General features: G+C 72.2%; 15 protein-coding genes and 1 pseudogene. 4 read left to right on the forward strand and 12 right to left on the reverse strand.

The features are described 5' to 3' along the window. Positions 1 to 3: 3 nt before the first annotated feature. The 3 genes from AC067M_RS44210 to AC067M_RS44220 form a co-directional block, all read right to left on the reverse strand. Positions 4 to 1,197 carry a glycoside hydrolase family 64 protein gene (locus AC067M_RS44210; RefSeq protein ID WP_478702662.1) on the reverse strand — a complete coding sequence of 398 codons (1,194 nt, stop codon included), beginning with the start codon at positions 1,195 to 1,197 and terminating at the stop codon, positions 4 to 6. Between the two features lie 144 nt (positions 1,198 to 1,341). Further along, entirely contained in the window at positions 1,342 to 2,097 is a 756-nt protein-coding gene (locus tag AC067M_RS44215) for a dienelactone hydrolase family protein (protein ID WP_478702663.1), read from the reverse strand. A gap of 193 nt (positions 2,098 to 2,290) precedes the next feature. Then, positions 2,291 to 2,911: an L-threonylcarbamoyladenylate synthase gene (locus AC067M_RS44220; protein WP_478702664.1), complete on the reverse strand. Its 621-nt coding sequence runs from the start codon at positions 2,909 to 2,911 to the stop codon at positions 2,291 to 2,293. Positions 2,912 to 3,046: 135 nt separating this feature from the next. Between AC067M_RS44220 and AC067M_RS44225 the strand changes: the two genes are divergently transcribed. Next, complete coding sequence (locus tag AC067M_RS44225) at positions 3,047 to 4,555, forward strand: helix-turn-helix domain-containing protein (protein ID WP_478702665.1); 1,509 nt, start codon at positions 3,047 to 3,049, stop codon at positions 4,553 to 4,555. A 210-nt stretch (positions 4,556 to 4,765) separates the two neighbouring features. On the opposite strand, the gene AC067M_RS44230 is transcribed toward AC067M_RS44225, so the two are convergent. From AC067M_RS44230 to AC067M_RS44260, 7 genes are all read right to left on the reverse strand, one after another. Further along, a complete protein-coding gene (locus AC067M_RS44230; protein ID WP_478702666.1) occupies positions 4,766 to 5,992 on the reverse strand; it encodes a cytochrome P450 family protein in 1,227 nt (408 codons plus the stop codon). Continuing rightward, the gene (locus tag AC067M_RS44235; protein ID WP_478702667.1) at positions 5,989 to 7,242 is read right to left on the reverse strand and encodes a cytochrome P450 family protein; all 1,254 of its coding nucleotides are present in this window, start codon (positions 7,240 to 7,242) and stop codon (positions 5,989 to 5,991) included. Before AC067M_RS44235 ends, AC067M_RS44230 begins: the two co-directional genes overlap by 4 nt. Continuing rightward, entirely contained in the window at positions 7,239 to 7,907 is a 669-nt protein-coding gene (locus tag AC067M_RS44240; RefSeq protein WP_478702668.1) for a GTP-binding protein, read from the reverse strand. The genes AC067M_RS44235 and AC067M_RS44240 overlap by 4 nt, the downstream gene beginning before the upstream one ends. Then, positions 7,879 to 8,241, reverse strand: coding sequence for a DUF742 domain-containing protein (locus AC067M_RS44245; protein WP_478702669.1), 363 nt, complete (start codon positions 8,239 to 8,241; stop codon positions 7,879 to 7,881). The genes AC067M_RS44240 and AC067M_RS44245 overlap by 29 nt, the downstream gene beginning before the upstream one ends. Next, complete coding sequence (locus AC067M_RS44250; protein WP_478702670.1) at positions 8,238 to 8,663, reverse strand: roadblock/LC7 domain-containing protein; 426 nt, start codon at positions 8,661 to 8,663, stop codon at positions 8,238 to 8,240. Before AC067M_RS44250 ends, AC067M_RS44245 begins: the two co-directional genes overlap by 4 nt. Continuing rightward, positions 8,660 to 10,066 carry an ATP-binding protein gene (locus tag AC067M_RS44255; protein ID WP_478702671.1) on the reverse strand — a complete coding sequence of 469 codons (1,407 nt, stop codon included), beginning with the start codon at positions 10,064 to 10,066 and terminating at the stop codon, positions 8,660 to 8,662. The genes AC067M_RS44250 and AC067M_RS44255 overlap by 4 nt, the downstream gene beginning before the upstream one ends. Before the next feature lie 189 nt (positions 10,067 to 10,255). After that, positions 10,256 to 10,720, reverse strand: coding sequence for a hypothetical protein (locus tag AC067M_RS44260; protein WP_478702672.1), 465 nt, complete (start codon positions 10,718 to 10,720; stop codon positions 10,256 to 10,258). A 335-nt stretch (positions 10,721 to 11,055) separates the two neighbouring features. Here AC067M_RS44260 and AC067M_RS44265 point away from each other — a divergent pair, with 335 nt between their 5' ends. From AC067M_RS44265 to AC067M_RS44275, 3 genes are all read left to right on the forward strand, one after another. Beyond that, on the forward strand, positions 11,056 to 12,561 hold the full coding sequence (locus AC067M_RS44265; RefSeq protein ID WP_478702673.1) for an FG-GAP repeat protein: 1,506 nt from the start codon (positions 11,056 to 11,058) through the stop codon (positions 12,559 to 12,561). A gap of 107 nt (positions 12,562 to 12,668) precedes the next feature. Next, complete coding sequence (locus AC067M_RS44270; RefSeq protein WP_133933293.1) at positions 12,669 to 12,905, forward strand: hypothetical protein; 237 nt, start codon at positions 12,669 to 12,671, stop codon at positions 12,903 to 12,905. Between the two features lie 104 nt (positions 12,906 to 13,009). Further along, entirely contained in the window at positions 13,010 to 14,410 is a 1,401-nt protein-coding gene (locus AC067M_RS44275; RefSeq protein WP_478702674.1) for an NAD(P)/FAD-dependent oxidoreductase, read from the forward strand. Positions 14,411 to 14,415: 5 nt separating this feature from the next. Here AC067M_RS44275 and AC067M_RS44280 read toward each other — a convergent pair. Further along, positions 14,416 to 16,567: pseudogene (locus AC067M_RS44280) on the reverse strand (beta-galactosidase). A gap of 48 nt (positions 16,568 to 16,615) precedes the next feature. Continuing rightward, positions 16,616 to 17,425, reverse strand: coding sequence for a carbohydrate ABC transporter permease (locus AC067M_RS44285; RefSeq protein WP_478702676.1), 810 nt, complete (start codon positions 17,423 to 17,425; stop codon positions 16,616 to 16,618). Positions 17,426 to 17,568 lie beyond the last annotated feature (143 nt).

Here is a 17,568-nt window from a genome sequence, read left to right on the forward strand (position 1 = left end):
GGGTCAGCTGAAGGGGTCCAGGGTCAGATAGGCCTGTCGTGGGCCGGCGTCGTGGACGAGGGACTCGTGGTTGCCGACGTCGTCGAAGGCGAACGCGTACGCCTTGCCGTCGGACATCTGGGCGTGGATCTCGCGGGCGTAGTGGTTGGTCACCGTGTCCTGGTAGAAGTCAGCCGGGTCGGCGTCCGGCTGGTGGGGGTTCACCAGGAGGGCCGAGCGGTTGAAGCCGGCGCACAGGGTGCGGGAGATCGGGCCGCGCACGGTGTCGTTCGGCGCGTCAAGCAGCCTGTGGCAGCCGAAGATGCTGTCCGCGTCCGGCTTCTGGAAGCCGGTGACGACCGCGCCGGAGCTGTTGGTGAAGTTCAGGACGCCGCCGGAGACCCGGCCGTAGTACTTCGTGCCGGGCTGGTCCGCGAACGGGGTCACCGTCAGTGTCGTCGTGGCGTACTTCTGCCAGACGCGGTTGACGTAGTCGTCCATGACGGACCGGGGCAGGGCTCCCGTCTCCACGCCGTAGAGCGGGGAGAGCGCCCTGAGGACGGTGCCGTCGGAACGCGTCTGGATCAGGTTCGCCCAGCCGCCCGGCTGCCCGCGCAGGGCGTTGAAGAAGCCGTTGTAGCCGCCGGGCCTGAGGTGTCCGGTGCTGCTCACGCTGCCGTCGGCGCGCTGCACGCCGACCGCGTACGGGGCGGAGAACATGTCGACCTGGGTGCTGTTGAGCCACAGGCCGGAGTCGCCCAGCGTGTACTCCGACCAGTTGAAGAGGATGTCGCGGTTCGGGTCGTTCGGGTTCTGCACGGCCGGCTGCACGAGCCCGCCGGTGGTCAGCCTGAACGCCAGCTTGCGCCCGTACGAGAAGTAGATCCGGCCCGAGAACCTGGGGATGCGGATGGTCGTGGACTGTCCGGCCGCCGGGCCCGCGATCGAGGCGTCGGGCGCCGGGGTGGGCGGGTTGCCGCCCGTGGGCCAGGCGTGGAACGTGCCGTTCGCGTCCGCCCAGCCCTGCTGACCCGTGGTCAGAAGGGTGCCGAGGTTGTAGACGTAGACGGGCTCGCCGCGGCCCGCATTGTTCGTGATCTTCAGTGGGATGGTGGCGGGGACGGCGGCCTGGGCCGGCGGTCCCAAGGTGAGCAGTGTGCCGACGAGAGCGGCGGCTCCCGCCGCTGCCGCGAGCCGGGATCTGAGTGTGCGGAGCACTCTCCACCTCCGTGCGGTAGGCCTGTGGGGTTGGTCCGTACCTTTTTGAGAGCGCTCTCAACGTTGCATTGAGGTGTGAGCATGTCAATGACTCCGGCACGAAGAGACGCCCGCGGTCTTCTGTCGCGGGCGCCCTCCGAGTGATCAGAACGTGCGCTTGAGAAGGTCCAGCAGCGCCACCCAGTGCCGCTCGGCTCCCTCCTCCTGGTACGAGGCGGTGTCGGCCTGGGTGAAGCCGTGCGGGGCGCCGGGGTAGACCTCGCACTGGTGTCGGACGCCGGCCGCGGTCAGCGCGTCCTCCAGGCGCTCGATCTGCTCGGGCGGCAGGGAGGGGTCGTCGTCGGCGTGGCCGAAGTACAGCTCCGCGGTGACGTGCTGGGCGACCAGGTGAGGACTGTCGGGCGCGTCCGTCGCCAGTCGCCCGCCGTGGAACCCGGCCGCGGCCGCGACCCGCTCGGGGTACGTGCCCGCGGTGAGCAGGGACAGCCGGGCGCCCATGCAGTAGCCGGTCAGTGCCACCGGGCCGGCGGCGACGAGTGGACTGTCGGCGAGCCGGCGCAGATACGCGTCGGCGTCCCGCATGGCGAGCTCGTTGGTCAGTGACCGCATGAGCGGGCTGAGCTTCTCGAAGATCTCGGGACGGCCGGAGGGGTCGATGAACTCGGGCAGTTCCACGACGGGGGCGCGCCCGTGACGGTAGAACACGTTGGGCACCAGCACGGTGTAACCGGCCCCGGCCAGCCGGTCGGCCATCGCCCGCAGATGCGGGCGCAGCCCGAACGCGTCCTGGTACAGCAGCACTCCCGGCCGGGGCGACCCGTCACCGGGATGGGCGAGGTAGGCGTCCGCGACGCCGTCCTCGGTGGGGATGTCCACGGTCGTTCCCTCTACGGAGGTCATGGGGTGCCTCTCTGAACGGTTCACGGTGAGCAGTCGAGCAGCCCGGCGGACCGGGCCGCGGTCATCGTTGCACGCACCATCCAACCGGCCGGGAGCGCCCCCGACGTGCAAACCTTCCCTTGAGACGGGCAGACCGTTCCTTTACCCGACCCCTTTGCTCGACCCCATGACTCGCCCCCTTTGCCGGAACCCGTTACTCGAACCGCGAGGTGTCCCCGGCTCCCCGGCGGACGATCTCCGCCTCGCCCCCGGAGAAGTCGATGACCGTCGTCGGCTCAGTGCCGCAGTCCCCGGAGTCGACCACGCCGTCCACCGCGTGGTCGAGCAGGTCCTTGATCTCCCACCCCTGGGTCATCGGCTCCTCCTCGCCGGGCAGGAGCAGGGTGCTGGACAGCAGCGGCTCACCCAGCTCGGTGAGCAGCGCCTGCGTGACGACGTGGTCCGGGATGCGCACGCCGACCGTCTTCTTCTTGGGATGCTGGAGCATGCGCGGCACCTCCTTCGTCGCGGGCAGGATGAAGGTGTAACTCCCGGGCGTGGAGGCCTTGATCGCGCGGAAGACGTCGTTGTCCACGTGCACGAACTGGCCCAGCTGCGCGAAGTCCTGGCACACGAGGGTGAAGTGGTGCCGGTGGTCCAGCTGCCGGATCGTCCGGATGCGGTCGATGCCTTCACGGCTGCCCAGCCTGCACCCGAGGGCGTAGCAGGAGTCCGTCGGATACGCGATGAGTGCCCCCGAGCGGACACTGTCGGCCACCTGGGAGATGGTCCGCGGCTGCGGGTTGTCGGGGTGCACGTCGTAGTACTTGGCCATCTGTCGAGCTTATGCCGTCCCCCGCCGCGCGCGGCGGCGCCCGGTCGTCGTGGCCGCCCTCACACCGGCGTGAGGTAACGTCCCCGAACGGGGGGTTCGCACAAGGCTGACGCTAGGGACGAGGAGAAGGCCGAGATGGCTGGCCGGGACGAACGGTACCGCCGTACGGACGTGTCCCCGGGAGGGGACGCGGTGTGGGCGCAGGAACTCCTCGACCATCTGCGACCCACGGGGCGCGACATCCGCAAGGTCGTCGACTGGCTCGCCGACACCCTGAAGGCGACCGCTTCCCTCCAGGACGACACCGGCGCTTTCCTCGCCGGGCCGCCGCCCCCGCCGGCCGACCACCTGGCCGCCGGCATCGTCACCGGCCGGATCGCCTCCGCCGCCTGGGAGAGCGGCGGTCAGCACCTGCGCCTGGTCCGGATCGCGCTCCCGCACCCCACGTCGGCGGGCGTGCTGGTCGTCGCGCGTACGGCCCCGTTCGACCGGCGCGACTCCGACATCATCACGCACACCGCCGCGGTCCTCGAAATCCTGCTGCGGGCCCGTGAGACGACCGCGACCGGACGCCGCCTGCAACGGGCCACCTCCGACCTGCGCCTGGCGATCCTGCAACTGCTCATGGTCGAGGACACCGTCGCCGCCCGCCGCGTCGCCGCCGGACTGTGGCCGGGCCTGCTCGACACCGAGACGGCCTGCGTCTACGTCGTCGAGGGCCGCCCGGAGGAACGCGACCGGCTCGCCGACGACTGCATCGACGTCACGGCGGAACAGGCCCTGGTCGTGCGCTGCCCGGCCATGGACGGGCACGTGATCGTCGTGACGCCCCGCGACACCGCCGCCGCGGAACTGCGCACCCTGCTCGACCGCAACCCCCACACCTTCCTCGGCGGCAGCACCCGGCAGGCGCTCGCGCAGACGGCCACCGCCTACGGACAGGCCGTCAGCGCCCTCGCCGTCGCCCGCTTCCGCCCCGACAAGGCGGCCGTGTACGCCGAACGCACCCACCCCGAACGCCTGATGGACCCGGACGCGCTGCGCACCTGGACCACCCGGCTGCTGCGCCCGCTCGACACCCTCCCGCACCACACCCGCGCCGAACTGCTCGCCACCACCCGCCTCGGCCTGGAGTTCACCGCTGTCAGCGCGGCCAAGGTCCTCGGCGTCAGCCGCAACACCGTGCGCGCCCGCATGGAACGCGTGGAGACCCTGCTGCGCACGGACTTCTCCGACCTCACCGTCCGCGCCGCCGTCCACCTCGCACTGAACACCCAGGTCGGCTTCATGGAGCAGGCCACCGACAGCGCGGACGGGCCGGCCGCCGTCCCGTTCGACGAGCTGCTCGCCGGGCCCGCGCTGGGCACCTGGGCCCGCGCCCTCCTGGGCCGCCTGGACGTCGACGCGCGCGACCTGCGCCGCACCCTGCGCGCCTGGATCGCCGCCGGAGGCAACGCCGAGCGTGCGGCCCAGCAGCTCGGCGTCCACGCCCAGACCGTGCGCGAACACGTCCGCGGCGCCGAACCCGTCCTCGAACGCCAGCTCCTGACCGGCGGCAGCGACCTGTACGAGGTCGTCCTCGCCCATCTGGCCACCGGCGACCTCGAACGACCCGAGCTGCACCGGGCGAAAACGGGCCATTAGGACTCACCTGTGCACGGGTGAGCCCTGCGGGCCGACGAGCGGGCACTGGCGCGATTCACAAGCGGAGCGCCATCCACGTAAGTTCATCGCACAGCGGGGGCACGACCGGAACGGGGGACCGGTCGGCGCCCCCGCGCAGGCCTGTCCGGTGGATCAGCTGCGCTGGGCCGGCTCCGCTGCATCCCTACGACCTGATCCGCCGGACGGGGCTCAGCCCTTCAGCCGGACCGGCACCTCCTGCCAGCCGAACGCGATGAACGACGGGACCTGACGCAGCTCCTGTCCGTCGACGGCGAGTTCGAGTCCGGGGAAGCGGTCGAAGAGGGCGGGCAGCGCGGTCAGGGCCTCGACGCGGGCCAGCGGGGCGCCGATGCAACGGTGCACGCCGATTCCGAAGGCCAGATGGTCGTCGGCCCCGCGGGTGGCGTCGAAGGTGTCCGCGTCCGGTCCGTAGTGCGTCGGGTCCAGACCGGCGGCCGCGAACGTCGTGATGATCGCGTCACCGGCCGGGATCGTGACGCCGCCGACGGTGAGCTCGCTGACGGCGAACCGCAGGGGCAGCGAGGCGATGGAGGGGTGCACGCGCAGCGTCTCGTCGACGACCGCGTCCCAGCCGATCTCCCCTGCGCGCACGGCCGCCAGCTGCTCCGGGTGCCGCAGCAGGGCCACCACCGCGTTGCCGATCAGGTTGACGGTCGTCTCGAAGCCGGCCCCGATGACCAGCAGCAGCGTGTACAGCAGCTCCTCGGAGCTGAGCCGGTCGCCGTCCTCGTCCCGCACCCGGATCAGCTCGGTCGTCATGTCGTCGCCGGGGTGCTCGCTCTTGTGGGCGATGAGCGCGCCGAGGACGGTGCCGATCTGCTCCTGCACGAACGCGGCGTGCTCCGGGCTGGGGTCGGAGGTGTCCATGATGGCCGCGATGAGCCGGCCCGTCGACTCCTTCAACTCCTCGGGCACGCCGAACAGTTCGCAGATGATCCGCATGGGCAGCGGATGCGCGAACCTCTCCCGTAAATCCACCACCCCGTCGCCGGAGTCATCCAGCGCGTCGAGCAGTTCCTTCGTGACCGCCTCGACCCGCGGCCGCAGCACCTCGGTGCGCCGCGCCGTGAAGCTCGGCGCGACCAGCTTGCGCAGCCGGGAGTGGTCGGGGCCGTACGCCGACAGCATGTTGATCACGCCCACCCAGCCCAGGATCCAGCCCCAGGACGGGTGTTGGCCGACCTCCGGCCACAGGTTCCAGTGCAGCCGGGGGTCCTTGCTGACCCGCGGGTCGAGGATCAGTTCCTTGAGGGTGTCGTAGCCGGTGGGCGCCCAGGCGGGAATGCCGCCGGGCAACTCGACGGGCACGATCGGGCCGAGGGCGCGCAGCCGGGCGCTCTCGGCGGGGATGTCGGCGCCGAACGGATCGAGCGCGATGCGGTCGGTCACGGTCACGTCGGTTCTCCTGACTGGTCGGGGGTGCGGGGGCGGAAACGCACGGGCAGCGCCGTGAGCGAGCGGTGGAAGGGACCGGGCCGCCAGCTCAGACGGTCACGGGGCAGTACGGGCTCCAGGTCGGGCAGCCACTGGGTGAGCCGCTCGATGGCCTCGGTGACGATGAGCAGCGTGTGCTGCTTCACCGGGCAGGCGTGCGGGCCCGCGCCCCAGGACAGGTGCGAGGCGTCGCCCGGGTGCCGGGCCGCGCCGTGCTCCTGCTCGGCGAAGTGGCCGAGCGCGCCGTAGGAGACGACCACCGGCACCGCGTCCCGGATCCATACATCGTGGAAGGCGACGGGCCTGCGGGCGTAGTAGATGCCGTAGTTCGCCAGCGGCGTCTCGTGGTGCAGCACCTCCACCACCGCGTCCATGACCGGTCGGGCGCCGCTGGTGAGGGTGGAATAGAAGGCCGCGTTGCCCAGGATGCGCGACAGGGCGTTCGACAGCAGGTTCGCGGTCGGTTCGTACCCGGCGCCGAGGGTGAGGAACACCTGCCAGGTGACCTCCTCCGGGGTGAGTCCCGCGGGATGGTCGAGGAGGCGGCTGGGCAGGTCGTCGCCGGGCCGCTCGGCCTTGGCGGCGATCAGGTCCAGCACGTATCCCGCGTACTGCGCCTCGCCCTCGGCGGCCCGCGGACCGCCCTCCATCATCATGCCGAGGCCCTCGTCGAGACGGTCGCCGTCGCTGTCCGGCATCCCGAACAGGTCGTTGAACACCAGGGCCATGAGCGGCCGCGCGAAGTCGCCCACGAGATCGGCCTCGCCCCTCGGCCCGACCCGGCCGACCAGCAGGTCGACCGCCCGGTGCACACGGGCGCGCAGGTCGTGCGGCTCGAGCAGGTCGAAGACGTCGATGAGGGTGGTGCGGTAGCGGACGTGGGCCGCGCCGTCGGAGAACAGGGCGTTGGGCCGCCAGCGCATCATGCCGAGGATCGGCGCGTCGTCGGCGACGGTCGCCTCCCACGGCCGCGGGTCGTGCGAGAACGTCTCGGTGTCGTGCAGCAGGTCGAGCGCGGTCCGCCGGTCCGTGACGACGTACGCCGGCACGCCCGGCGCCAACTCCGCCCAGCCGATCGGGCCCTGGGCGCGCAGCGCGGCGTAGTAGCGGTACGGATCGAGCGCGAAGCCGTCCTCCCACAGCCGTACAGGCACCGAGCGGGAGAAGGCCTCCTGGGCGGGGGACGGGGACGCGGGGGGAGGGATGGTCACCGGCTCTCCGGAAGGTCACAATCGATTTCGTGGTCGGTGTCGTGGTCGGTGTCGTGGTCGATCAAGTGCTGCACCAGCGCGAGCAGCGCGTCGACGGACGAGTTCCGCTCCCGCGCGTCGCAGGCCACCATCGGCGTCCCCGCCTCCAGATCCAGCGCGCGCCGCAGCTGCTCCTCGCTGTAGTGGCGCGGCGCGTCCGGGAAGACGTTGAAGGCGACCGCGTACGGCAGCCCGCTCTCCTCCACCAGACCCAGCACGTCGAACGACGCGTCGACGCGCCGGCTGTCCACCAGGACGAGCGCGCCGAGCGCCCCGTAGGCGATGTCGTCCCACAGGGACCGGAACCGTTCCTGCCCGGGCGTCCCGAACAGGTACAGCACGATCCCGTCGGGCAGGCTGATCCGGCCGAAGTCGATGGCGACGGTGGTCGTCGTCTTGTCCTGCAGTCCCTCCAGGTCGTCCACCTGCGCGGACGCCTCGGTGAGCCGCTCCTCGGTGTGCAGCGGCCGGATCTCGGACACCGAGTCGATCAGGGTCGTCTTGCCCACCCCGAACGGACCCGTGATGAGGATCTTGACGAGGTCGCGGGCGGTGTCGGGCAGGTGGAGGGCGCTCGGGGTGCCGGACACGTCGGCGTCAGGGACGCTTGAGGGCGCGGAGGCCATCGGCCACTCTCTTCAGCAGGTCGGGGTCGAACCGTGCGGCGGGCGGGATCGGAGCACGGGCGTGGACGAGGTCCTTGTCGACGAGGTCGGCGGCGAGCACACGCACCGCGGAGACCGGCAGCCGCAACAGCGCCGCCGCCTCCACGACCGTCAGCGAACCGCCGTCCAGCGCGTCCAGAAGGGCGAGCTGGGCGGCGGGCAGCCCCGCGGGCACCTCCTCGTCGCTGCGGTTCAGCACCGAGAGCCGGTCCAGCTGCAACCCACGGTGCTGGGCCACGCCCCCGGTCGACAGGTACGCGGGGACCAGCGGACGGCCGCCCGGGCGGCCGGTCATGCCGGCGTGTCGTCGCCGTCGGCCTCTCGTGGCGCGGCGGCCATCGCCTTCTCGCCCAGGCGTGCCACCTGCGAGTGCACCCGGTGCGCGAGCAGGTCCAGGCGCACCTCGCCGTCCCCGTACGCGGCCACACAGGTGCCGTGGTCGGTCGGCACGATCAGTACGTATCCGTGGTCCGACTCGATGACGACCTGCCGCACCTCCGCCCGGTCCCGGTCGGCGAACGCGGCGGCCGCCGTACGGCACGCCCCCTGCACGGTGCTGGTGATCGCGGCGACCCGCTCGGCCGACGGCTGCGTCAGCGCGTCGGTGTACCCCGTCACAAGCCCGTCCTTGGTCAGCAGGACGGCGGCCAGGACGTGCGGCACCTGAAGAATCGGTTCCAGCACCCAGGCCGTGTCGCTCATGTCGCGGCTGGTCATCGGGCCGCTCCCCCTTCGTGGTCGGTCTCTTCGGTTTCTTCGGGCCACCCGTCGGTGCCCCCCTCGGCCGCGGCGCGGGCCGCCGCGGTGCCGGACTGCAGCGCGCCGAGCGCGGCCGCGGCCTCCTCGGGCCGCCGCGCTGGACGTGCCGGACGCGTCGGCGGGGGTGCCTCCTGGGCGGTCACCCGGCTGCGGCGGCGCCGTTGCGGCAGACCGCCGGTGTCCCCCGGATCGTGGTGCCCCGGCGCGGCCGGTGCGGTGGCGTCGTCGTGGTCGCTGCCGTAGCCGTGGGCCGACGCGGAGGACCCGCCCGGTTCCTCCGGCACGGCGCGGCGGGTCGTGCGCGGCGCGCTGGCCGCGGGCGGCTTCTCGGCGGGGTCGAGACGGCTGAGCAGGTGGCTGTCGATGCGCAGGACCGCCCGCACTCCGCCGTAGGGGGAGGGCGAGGAGACGTCCACGCCGAGGTCGAACTGCCGGGTCAGCCGGCCGATCGCGGCCAGCCCCATGCGCGGCGGGTCGCCGAGCTCGGTGAGCAGGATCGGGTCGCTGCCGGCCACCAGCCGCTGGGCCCGGGCCCGTTCGTCCTGCGTCATGCCCAGGCCGGCGTCGTCGATGGTGACGCAGGCGCCGTGGTGGACGTGTTCGAGGCCGACCACGACCTCGGTGTCGGGAGCGGAGTGTCTGAGGGCGTTGTCCAGGAGCTCGGCGACGATGATGGCGACCGGTTCGACGGCGTGCGAGACCAGGGCCGTGCCCGGCTCCAGATGGTTGTGGACCTTGACCCGGTGGTACCCCGCGAGCCGGGCCTGACCGCCGGTCACCGCGTCGACCAGGTGGGACTCCTCGCGGGCGAGCCCCACCCAGGCCCCGCACACCACGGCGGTCACCTGTGCTCGCCGCAGCGACTGCTCGTTCTCGTGGTCCAGTTGGAACAGGGTCTGAGCCAACTCGGGGTCGTCGTAGCGCTGTTGCAGTCCCCGGAGGGCGTCCTGGAGCCGGTACAGCGCCGCCTGGATCTCACGGGTGGCGCCACGCAGTCCGGCCTGCGCGGCCGCGTCGACGCGGGTGCGCTGCGCGAGGAGTTCGGCACGCAGCCCGCTCAGCACGCCGTCGAGGGCGGCGCCCAGGGGCGTTCCGGTGGTCTGAGGCTGGAGCGGGCCCGGCACCACCATGTGCGGGTGCGCCAGTTGACGGGCGGCGGCGGGCACGCGCTTCTCCGCGAGGTGGTCGACCTCGGCGGTGAACGCCTGGATGACCCCGTCGATCTGTGCGCGCAAGGCGGTGATCTCGGTGCGCTGTCTGGCTCGTTGCCGCCGGGAGCGCAGCAGCCCGCCGCCGAGGGCGAGCGCGGACAGTGTGCCGGCGGCGAGACCGCCGACGGCCAGGTCCGGTAATTCGATCATCGCAGCGGTTCCATGAAAGGTCGGGCAGGGTAGGGTCCGAGACCCCTCAGGTGGGGCGCTCGCTGCACAGTACACACCGTCATCGATCGATCTCGCACGGTCGAGTGATACTTCGTTCCGAAAGTGACCTGCCTCTCTTCGCTTCTGCGTCAACTGTCTGAATTTCCGTATGGATACGCAGAGTTGGTGCTAATCACCCGACGGCGTCAGCACGGCGAGCGTGCCGTTGGCCCGGCGCAGCGCGACCTCGAGCCTGGTCGGCGGGTACAGCGCGCCGCTCCCGTCGGGCGGGACGAGCCACTCCAGGCATCGGCCGGGCCGGTACGGGGGAGGGGTGGCGACCCACGCCCCCTTGCCGGCGTGTCGCAGCCCCGCCCCGACCCACTCGCTGCCCGGGTCGGGCGGCAGGAAGAAGCCCACCCGTCGGGCGGCGGTGTCGACGAGCGTCGGCCCCGGCAGGGGCGGCGACGACTGCCACAGCAGGTCCAGCGTGAGCAGCCCCAGCCGCTCCGGAACGCTCAGCACGTCCCAGTACCGGCCGGCCTCGAGGAGCGCGACGCCGTCGCCCCGGTCCCAGTCCCGCTTGCAGGCCCGCGGGTCCGGCGCGGCAGCGGCAAGCCACTCCACGCCACGCGTCCACGCCTCATCGCTCATGTCCGGCTCCGTGTGACGTCCGCTCGGCCCATCCGGCAGGTCGATCCGGCATATGCATGGTTGTGAGTATTTCTACGGCAGGGAAGGGGTGGCGCCCCTGGCGTTTTCCAGCGGTTGCCCGACAGGGGGCGTGGGCGCCGAATGTCCGCCTCCGGCAACAGCTGTCACTGACCCGTCACAGCACCCCGGCACACCACAACTCCCCTGGGGTGTCTCGTGTCGAACCTGGCGTCGGCGAAGAACGGGCGGATACCTGCCCGATCCGGCGCGAAGACCGCACTCGACCGCACGCGCCGACCCGACCACGACCACACGGCCCACCTGGGGGAAACAGCATGTCCCGCACACCGCGCACGACCCGCCGCACCGGTGCCTCCGCCGCCGTCACGGCAGCCTCGTTCCTGCTGCTGACCGGAGCCGCCGTCCTGGCCGCCCCGGCCTCGTACGCGGGCGTCCCCGGCGGCACCAGCGCCGCCGACCGCAACAACGACTTCAACGGGGACGGCTACGCCGACGTCCTCGTCGGCGCGCCGGAAGGCAGAGTCGACGGCAAGGAGGGCGCCGGATACGTCACCGTGCAGTACGGCGCCCCCAACGGCATCGGCACCAACACCGGCACCCCCAAGGGCCGCACCGCCGTCTTCAGCCAGTCCACGCCCGGTGTCCCCGGCACCTCGGAGGCCTGGGACGGCTTCGGACAGGCGGTCGCCTCCGGCGACATCGACGGCGACGGCTACGACGACGCGATCATCGGTGCCCCCGGAGAGGCCGAGGGCACCGTGGCCGGCGCCGGCCGGGTCACCGTCCTCTACGGCTCCGCACAGGGCCTGGGCACCCGCGCCGGCTCCTTCACCGCCCCCACCCCCACCTCCGGCGCCCGCTTCGGCGCGGGCCTCGCCGCGGCCCGCTTCTCCTCGGCCACCCCCAACGACGACATCGCCGTCCTCGACGAGAGCGGGGCCCATGTCTTCACCTGGCGCCAGGGCAAGCTCACCCGCACGGCCGACCTCGGCATGGCCCGGCACCCGCAGGGGAAGCGCATCGAGCCCGCCAGCCTGACCACGGGCGACTACGACAAGGACGGCTTCGCGGACCTCGTCGTCTCCGGCTTCAGCCCCCAGGACGACATCATCAAGGGATGGTCGGCCGTCTACTCCGGTGGAGCGAGCTTGACCCACCTCCGTGACCTGCGTGGCGGCATCTCCGCCGCCTCCGGCGACATCGACAAGGACGGCTACGACGACCTCGTGCTCGGCCAGGCCAGCAGCGTGGACCACGAGGCCGAGGGCATGACCGGCGGAATCCTCGATGTCTACTACGGCGGTGAGGACGGTCCCGTGGGCGAGGACGGCGGACGGCAACAGTGGTGGCACCAGAACACCCCCGGTGTTCCCGGAGCGGGCAAGCACGGCGACGCGTGGGGCGCCGACGTGTCCGTGGCCGACGTCAACGGCGACGGCTATGCGGACGTGGCCGTCGGCGCGCCCGGCAAGGACGTCGGCTCCGAGGCGGACGCCGGCGCGGTGTGGCTGCTGCGCGGAGCCGCCGGGGGCCTGACCGCGACCGGCAGCCAGTACTTCGACCAGAACACCGCGAACATCCCCGGCACCGCCGAGGCCGACGACGCCTGGGGCGCCCAGGTCCGCCTGGTGGACACCGACCGTGACGGCCGCGCCGAGCTGGTCGCCGCCGCGCCCGCCGAGAACGCCGGTGACGGAGTGGCCTGGGTCCTGCCCGCCTCCCCGTCCGGCCTGCTGGCGAGCGGCTCGTGGTCCTACGGCGCCGGATCGCTGGGCGCACCCGTGGTGGGCTCCCGCTACGGCGCGGCCGTCGACGAGTGAGAGACCGGCCCGCAAAGGAGTGACGTACCGGATCCGCCGTGTGACCCGGCGCGGGAGGGGTACCCGTCCCGCGCCGACAGGCCACGCAACAGACGGAGGAGGTCCGCATGACCAGTGGAACTGAGACCGGCGGCGTCACCGGCACACAGGACAAGGACTACAACCTGATCTGGTACGTGGAGGCGTGTCTGAGCAACGCGCTGCGCCTTGAGACCTACATCCAGGACGCGGAACGCGAGAAGGACACCGAGGTCGCGGACCTGTTCCGCAAGGCCCAGGCCGACAGCCGCAAGGGCGCCGAGCTGGGCAAGGGACTGCTTCGCGCCCGCCTCGACGGCGGCTGACACCGACACGCCCCCAGGGCCCGGACACCGTGCAGAGCAGGTGTCCGGGCCCTTCCGTGTTCCGACCGGGTGAGGACGAGATCTGGCTGGTAACGTCAACGCCAATGCCTGACAGCGCACTTGACCCCCGCCCCGCCGCAGTCGTCATCGGCGCGAGCGCTGCGGGCCTCCTTGCCGCGAGCGCGCTGACCGCCTTCGCCGACGTCACTGTCGTCGAACGGGACACCCTCCCCGACGGACCCGAATCCCGCCGCGGGGTTCCCCAGGCCCGCCACGCCCACCTGGTGTGGAGCGGCGGGGTGAAGGCCTTCGACGCACTGCTGCCCGGCGTCGTCGACGAGGTCGTCGCCGAGGGCGGCCGCCTGATCCACGTCATGGGCGACATGGTCTCCCGGGCCCCCAACGAGATCTGGTTCCGCCGGTTTCTGGCCACGCGCCACCGCAACCTGGTGTGTTCGCGGGAACTGCTCGACCACGTCCTGCGCCGACGCGTCCTGGCCGACGCGCGCGTCACCGTGCGCCAGAACACCGCCGCGCTCGCCCTGGCGGGCGACGCCGGCCGCGTCACCGGCGTGCGCGTCCGCACCGGCGACGAGGAAGCCACCCTCGGCGCCGACCTGGTCGTCGACGCCTCCGGGCGCGGCTCGCGCACCCCGCGGTGGCTGGCGGACCTCGGGCTGCCCGTGCCCGCCGAACGCGAGGTCGACGCCGGAGTCGCCTACGCCACCCGCCTCCACCGCGCCCCGGGTACGACCGGGGACGGCTCCTTCCCGCTGGTCAACGTGCAGGCCAACCCCGCCAAGGCACCGGGCCGGGGCGGGATCATCCTGCCCGTCGAGGGCGGTCGCTGGATCGTCACCCTCTCGGGCACCCGGGGCGGCGAACCCACCGCCGACCCGGACGCCTTCGTCGACTTCGCCCTCGGCCTCGGCGACCCCGTCATCGGCGAACTCCTCACGGACGCCATCCCGATCGGCGACATCGCCACCACCCACGCCACGGCCAACCGCCGCCGCTACTACGAGAAACTCCGGCGGTGGCCGGACGGACTCCTCGTCCTCGGCGACGCCGTGGCCGGCTACAACCCCGTCTACGGGCACGGACTCACCGTCGCCGCCCAGAGCGCCGTCATCGTCCGTGACGCTCTGCGCGCCACGGACCTCACCGCACCGGGCACCGCCCGTCGCGTGCAGCGCGCCGCGTCCCGCCCCGTCGCCGCCGCCTGGGACCTGGCCGTGGGGCAGGACGCCCTCTACCCCGGCGCCGGCGCCGCGCCGCCCACCGTGGCGGAACGGTTCCTGGCCCGCTTCGTCGACCGGGCCGTGGCCACCGGCGCCCGCAGCCCGCGCGCCCTCGGTGCCCTGCTCGACGTGATGAGCCTGGAGAAGCCGCCGACCCGCCTCTTCTCACCCGACCTGCTCGTCCCGATGCTCTTCGGCCCGAAGAGGGCGCACCTGGACGGCCCGCCGCTGACGGAGGCGGAACGCAAGAGCGCGACGCGCTGACCACCTCAGTGCGGCGACCGCGCCCCGGACCCGGTCTCCGGGGCCGCGAACACCCGTACGTCCCAGGGGCCGAGGTCCACCTCCCTCCGAGCCCGCGGCGAACGACGTGCCGTCCAGGGCGTCGGTCAGCTCCACCGGGGCCTTGACTCGGGCGGGCTCCCAGTTCCAGTTGTGGACCACGTGGACGCGGCGCCCGGCGGGTGAGGTGCCGGTCGTCGCGGTGACGGACGCCGGGAGGTCGCCCCACGCGTGGCGGGCGGACGGCGACAGCCACTCGGCGAGCGCCCGGGCGAGGTCGCGGCCGGGCACCGTACCGACGTACGTGACGCGGCCCGCGCCGTGGCGACGGGTGGTGACAGCGGGCCAGCGGCCGAAGTGCGGGTGGTCGTACGTGACGAGCACCTCGGCGTCGGTGACGGTGACGCCGTCCGCCCAGCGCGTCGCCGTGGCCCCCTCGGGCAGGTCGAGCGGCCCGTCGGGGGCCGACCGCACGGGAACGTCCCGTAGCAGGTTGCTGAACTCGTCGTACGTGACGCCCGCGGCCTCGCTCAGGCGTCCCGGAGCCTGTTCCTGCCGGGCCCGGGCCTCGTGGTCGGCGTATCCGGTGCGCGGGCCCACGACCAGGTGGCCACCGGCGTGGGCGTAGGCGGTGAGCCAGTCGAGCGTCGCGTCGGCGGCGACGTACAACGCGGGGACGACGAGGACCCGGTGGCGTCGGGCGGCCTCCTGCGGGGTCAGGCCCTCCCGCTGACCGCTCGGGTCGTGCAGTTGGCGGGCGTGCACGATGCGGACCTGGCGGCCGGCTTCGAACGCGCCCCGGTAGAACGGGTCGAGGATGCGATGGTAGGCGGCCGGGTCGGGTTCGCCGTCCGGCTTGGCGAGGGGCGGGTACTTCTGCATCAGCCACTTGCTCGGAGTGGAGTACACCAGCGTGATGTCGGCGTCCGGTTCGAGCCCGGCCACGAGCGGACCCGCCGCCTCGAACTCGGCGCCGAGACGGGCGAGTTCGGCGTACGCACGGCCGGGACGACCGCTGTGCGGGAGGATTCCGCCCCAGTACGTCTCCGCACCGAAGTGCAGCGTGTGCCAGTGCCAGTACTCGATCATCCGGGCGCCGCGCGCGACGAGCGCCCACGCGGCCTGCCGCCACTGCCCGTCGTAGGCGGGCCGGTTGTCCCAGGGGAAACCGATGGAGGCCGCGTTGGTCTCGGTGACAAGGAACGGCGCCTGGAGCGAGGAGAACATCCAGTCGGCGGTCTGGTACAGCGCCCACACGCCGGTGGTCTTCCAGATCTGCTCGTGGTCGTCGGGCGTGGGGTCGGGCAGCAGCAGACCGTCCTGCATGTCGTAGTACGGGTTGCCGGAGGCGATGTCGAGACGGTCGGTCAGCTCGTCGTCCTCCACCGCCTGGCGGGTGTAGGAGATGCAAGTGGTGACGAACTGCCCGGGCCGGGCGTACTCGCGCACGATGTCGGCCTGCCAGCCGATGAACTCGGTGACCTGGCGGGCCTGGAAGGCGCGCCAGGCCACGTCGTACTGCGGCTGGGCGTTGCCGTCCGGCGTCCACAGGTCCGCCCAGGTGGACAGGCGGTGCGACCAGTAGACCAGCCCCCACTCGCGGTTGAGGGTCTCGACGTCGCCGTACGTCTCGCGCAGGTGGTCCACGAAGCGCTGGAAGACGCCGTGGTTGTGGAAGAGGTGCAGACCGGGCTCGTTGTCCACCTGGAAGCCGACGACCGCCGGATGGCCGGCGTAGCGGGCGACGATCCGGCGGATCACCCGCTCGGCGTGGAACCGGAACGCGGGGTGGGTGAAGTCGACCTCCTGACGGGCGCCCCAGCCGTGACGCCGGCCGGTGGCGTACTCGCCCGTGATCTCCGGGTACTGGCGGGCCAGCCACGGCGGCACGGCGTACGTCGGCGTGCCGAGAACGACGCAGATGCCCCGCTCGTGGGCGCCGTCGAGGACCGGCTGGAGCCAGTCCAGGTCGAACCGTCCGTTCTCCGGCTCCCAGGTGGACCACACCGACTCGCCGACCCGGATCACCGAGAAACCGGCCTTGGCCATCAGGTCCAGGTCGTCCTTGAGCCGTTCGTACGGCTGGTACTCGTGGTAGTACGCGGCGCCGAAGAGGACGCGGGCAGGCAGGGCCGCCATGAAGGAAACCTCCGGGAAAGGAACGGGGGATACGGGGACGTGTGCTCGCTACTGCTTGACGCCGCCGGCCGCCAGGCCGCTCTGCCAGTAGCGCTGCAGCAGCAGGAAGGCCACGACCAGCGGCACGATCGAGAGCAGGGAGCCGGTCACGACGAGCGCGAGCATGTCGCTGCTGGTACCGGCCCCGCCGTTCTGGGCCTGCGCGGCCCAGGAGGCGAGGCCGACCGTGATCGGGTACAGGTTCGGGTCGTTGAGCATGATCAGCGGCAGGAAGTAGTTGTTCCAGGTCGCCACCAGGGTGAAGAGCAGAACGGTCACCAGGCCGGGGCCCAGCAGCCTCAGGGCGATCCGGAAGAAGATCCGGGTCTCCCCGGCACCGTCGATGCGGGCGGCCTCCAGGAGGCTGTCGGGCACCGCGTCCTGGGCGTAGATGCGCATCAGGTACAGGCCGAAGGGGTTCACCAGCGAGGGGAGGATCACCGCCCACGGCGTGTTGACCAGGCCGGCCTTCGCGAAGAGCAGGTAGGTCGGGATGGCCAGCGCGGTGGTGGGGACCATGACGGCGCCCAGCACGAGGTTGAAGACCAGCCGGTCGCCGCGGAAGCGGAACTTGGCGAAGCCGTACCCGCCGGCTGCGGCGAGCAGGGCGGCGCCGAGCGCGCGGACGACGGCGTACAGGACCGTGTTGAGCAGCCAGTGCAGGAAGACGCCGTCGTTCTGCGTGAACGTCTCCCTGATGTTCGTCAGCAGGCGCGGTGTGTCCGAGAACCACAGGCCGAAGCTGTTGAACAGGTCCTGGGTGCTCTTGGTCGAGGCGACCAGCAGCCAGAACAGGGGGAGGAGGAAGTAGGCCAGCATGGCGATCGTCAGCGGGGTGCTGCGGCGACGGGTGACCGATGGGGAACTCACTGAGCCTTTTCAGGCTGACCACTGAAGGGGGACGCCAGTGAAGTGGGGCGGGGGCCGCAACGCACGAGGCTCCCGTGCCGTTGGGGGAGGTG

It is taken from the genome of Streptomyces sp. NPDC043427 (assembly GCF_056436655.1).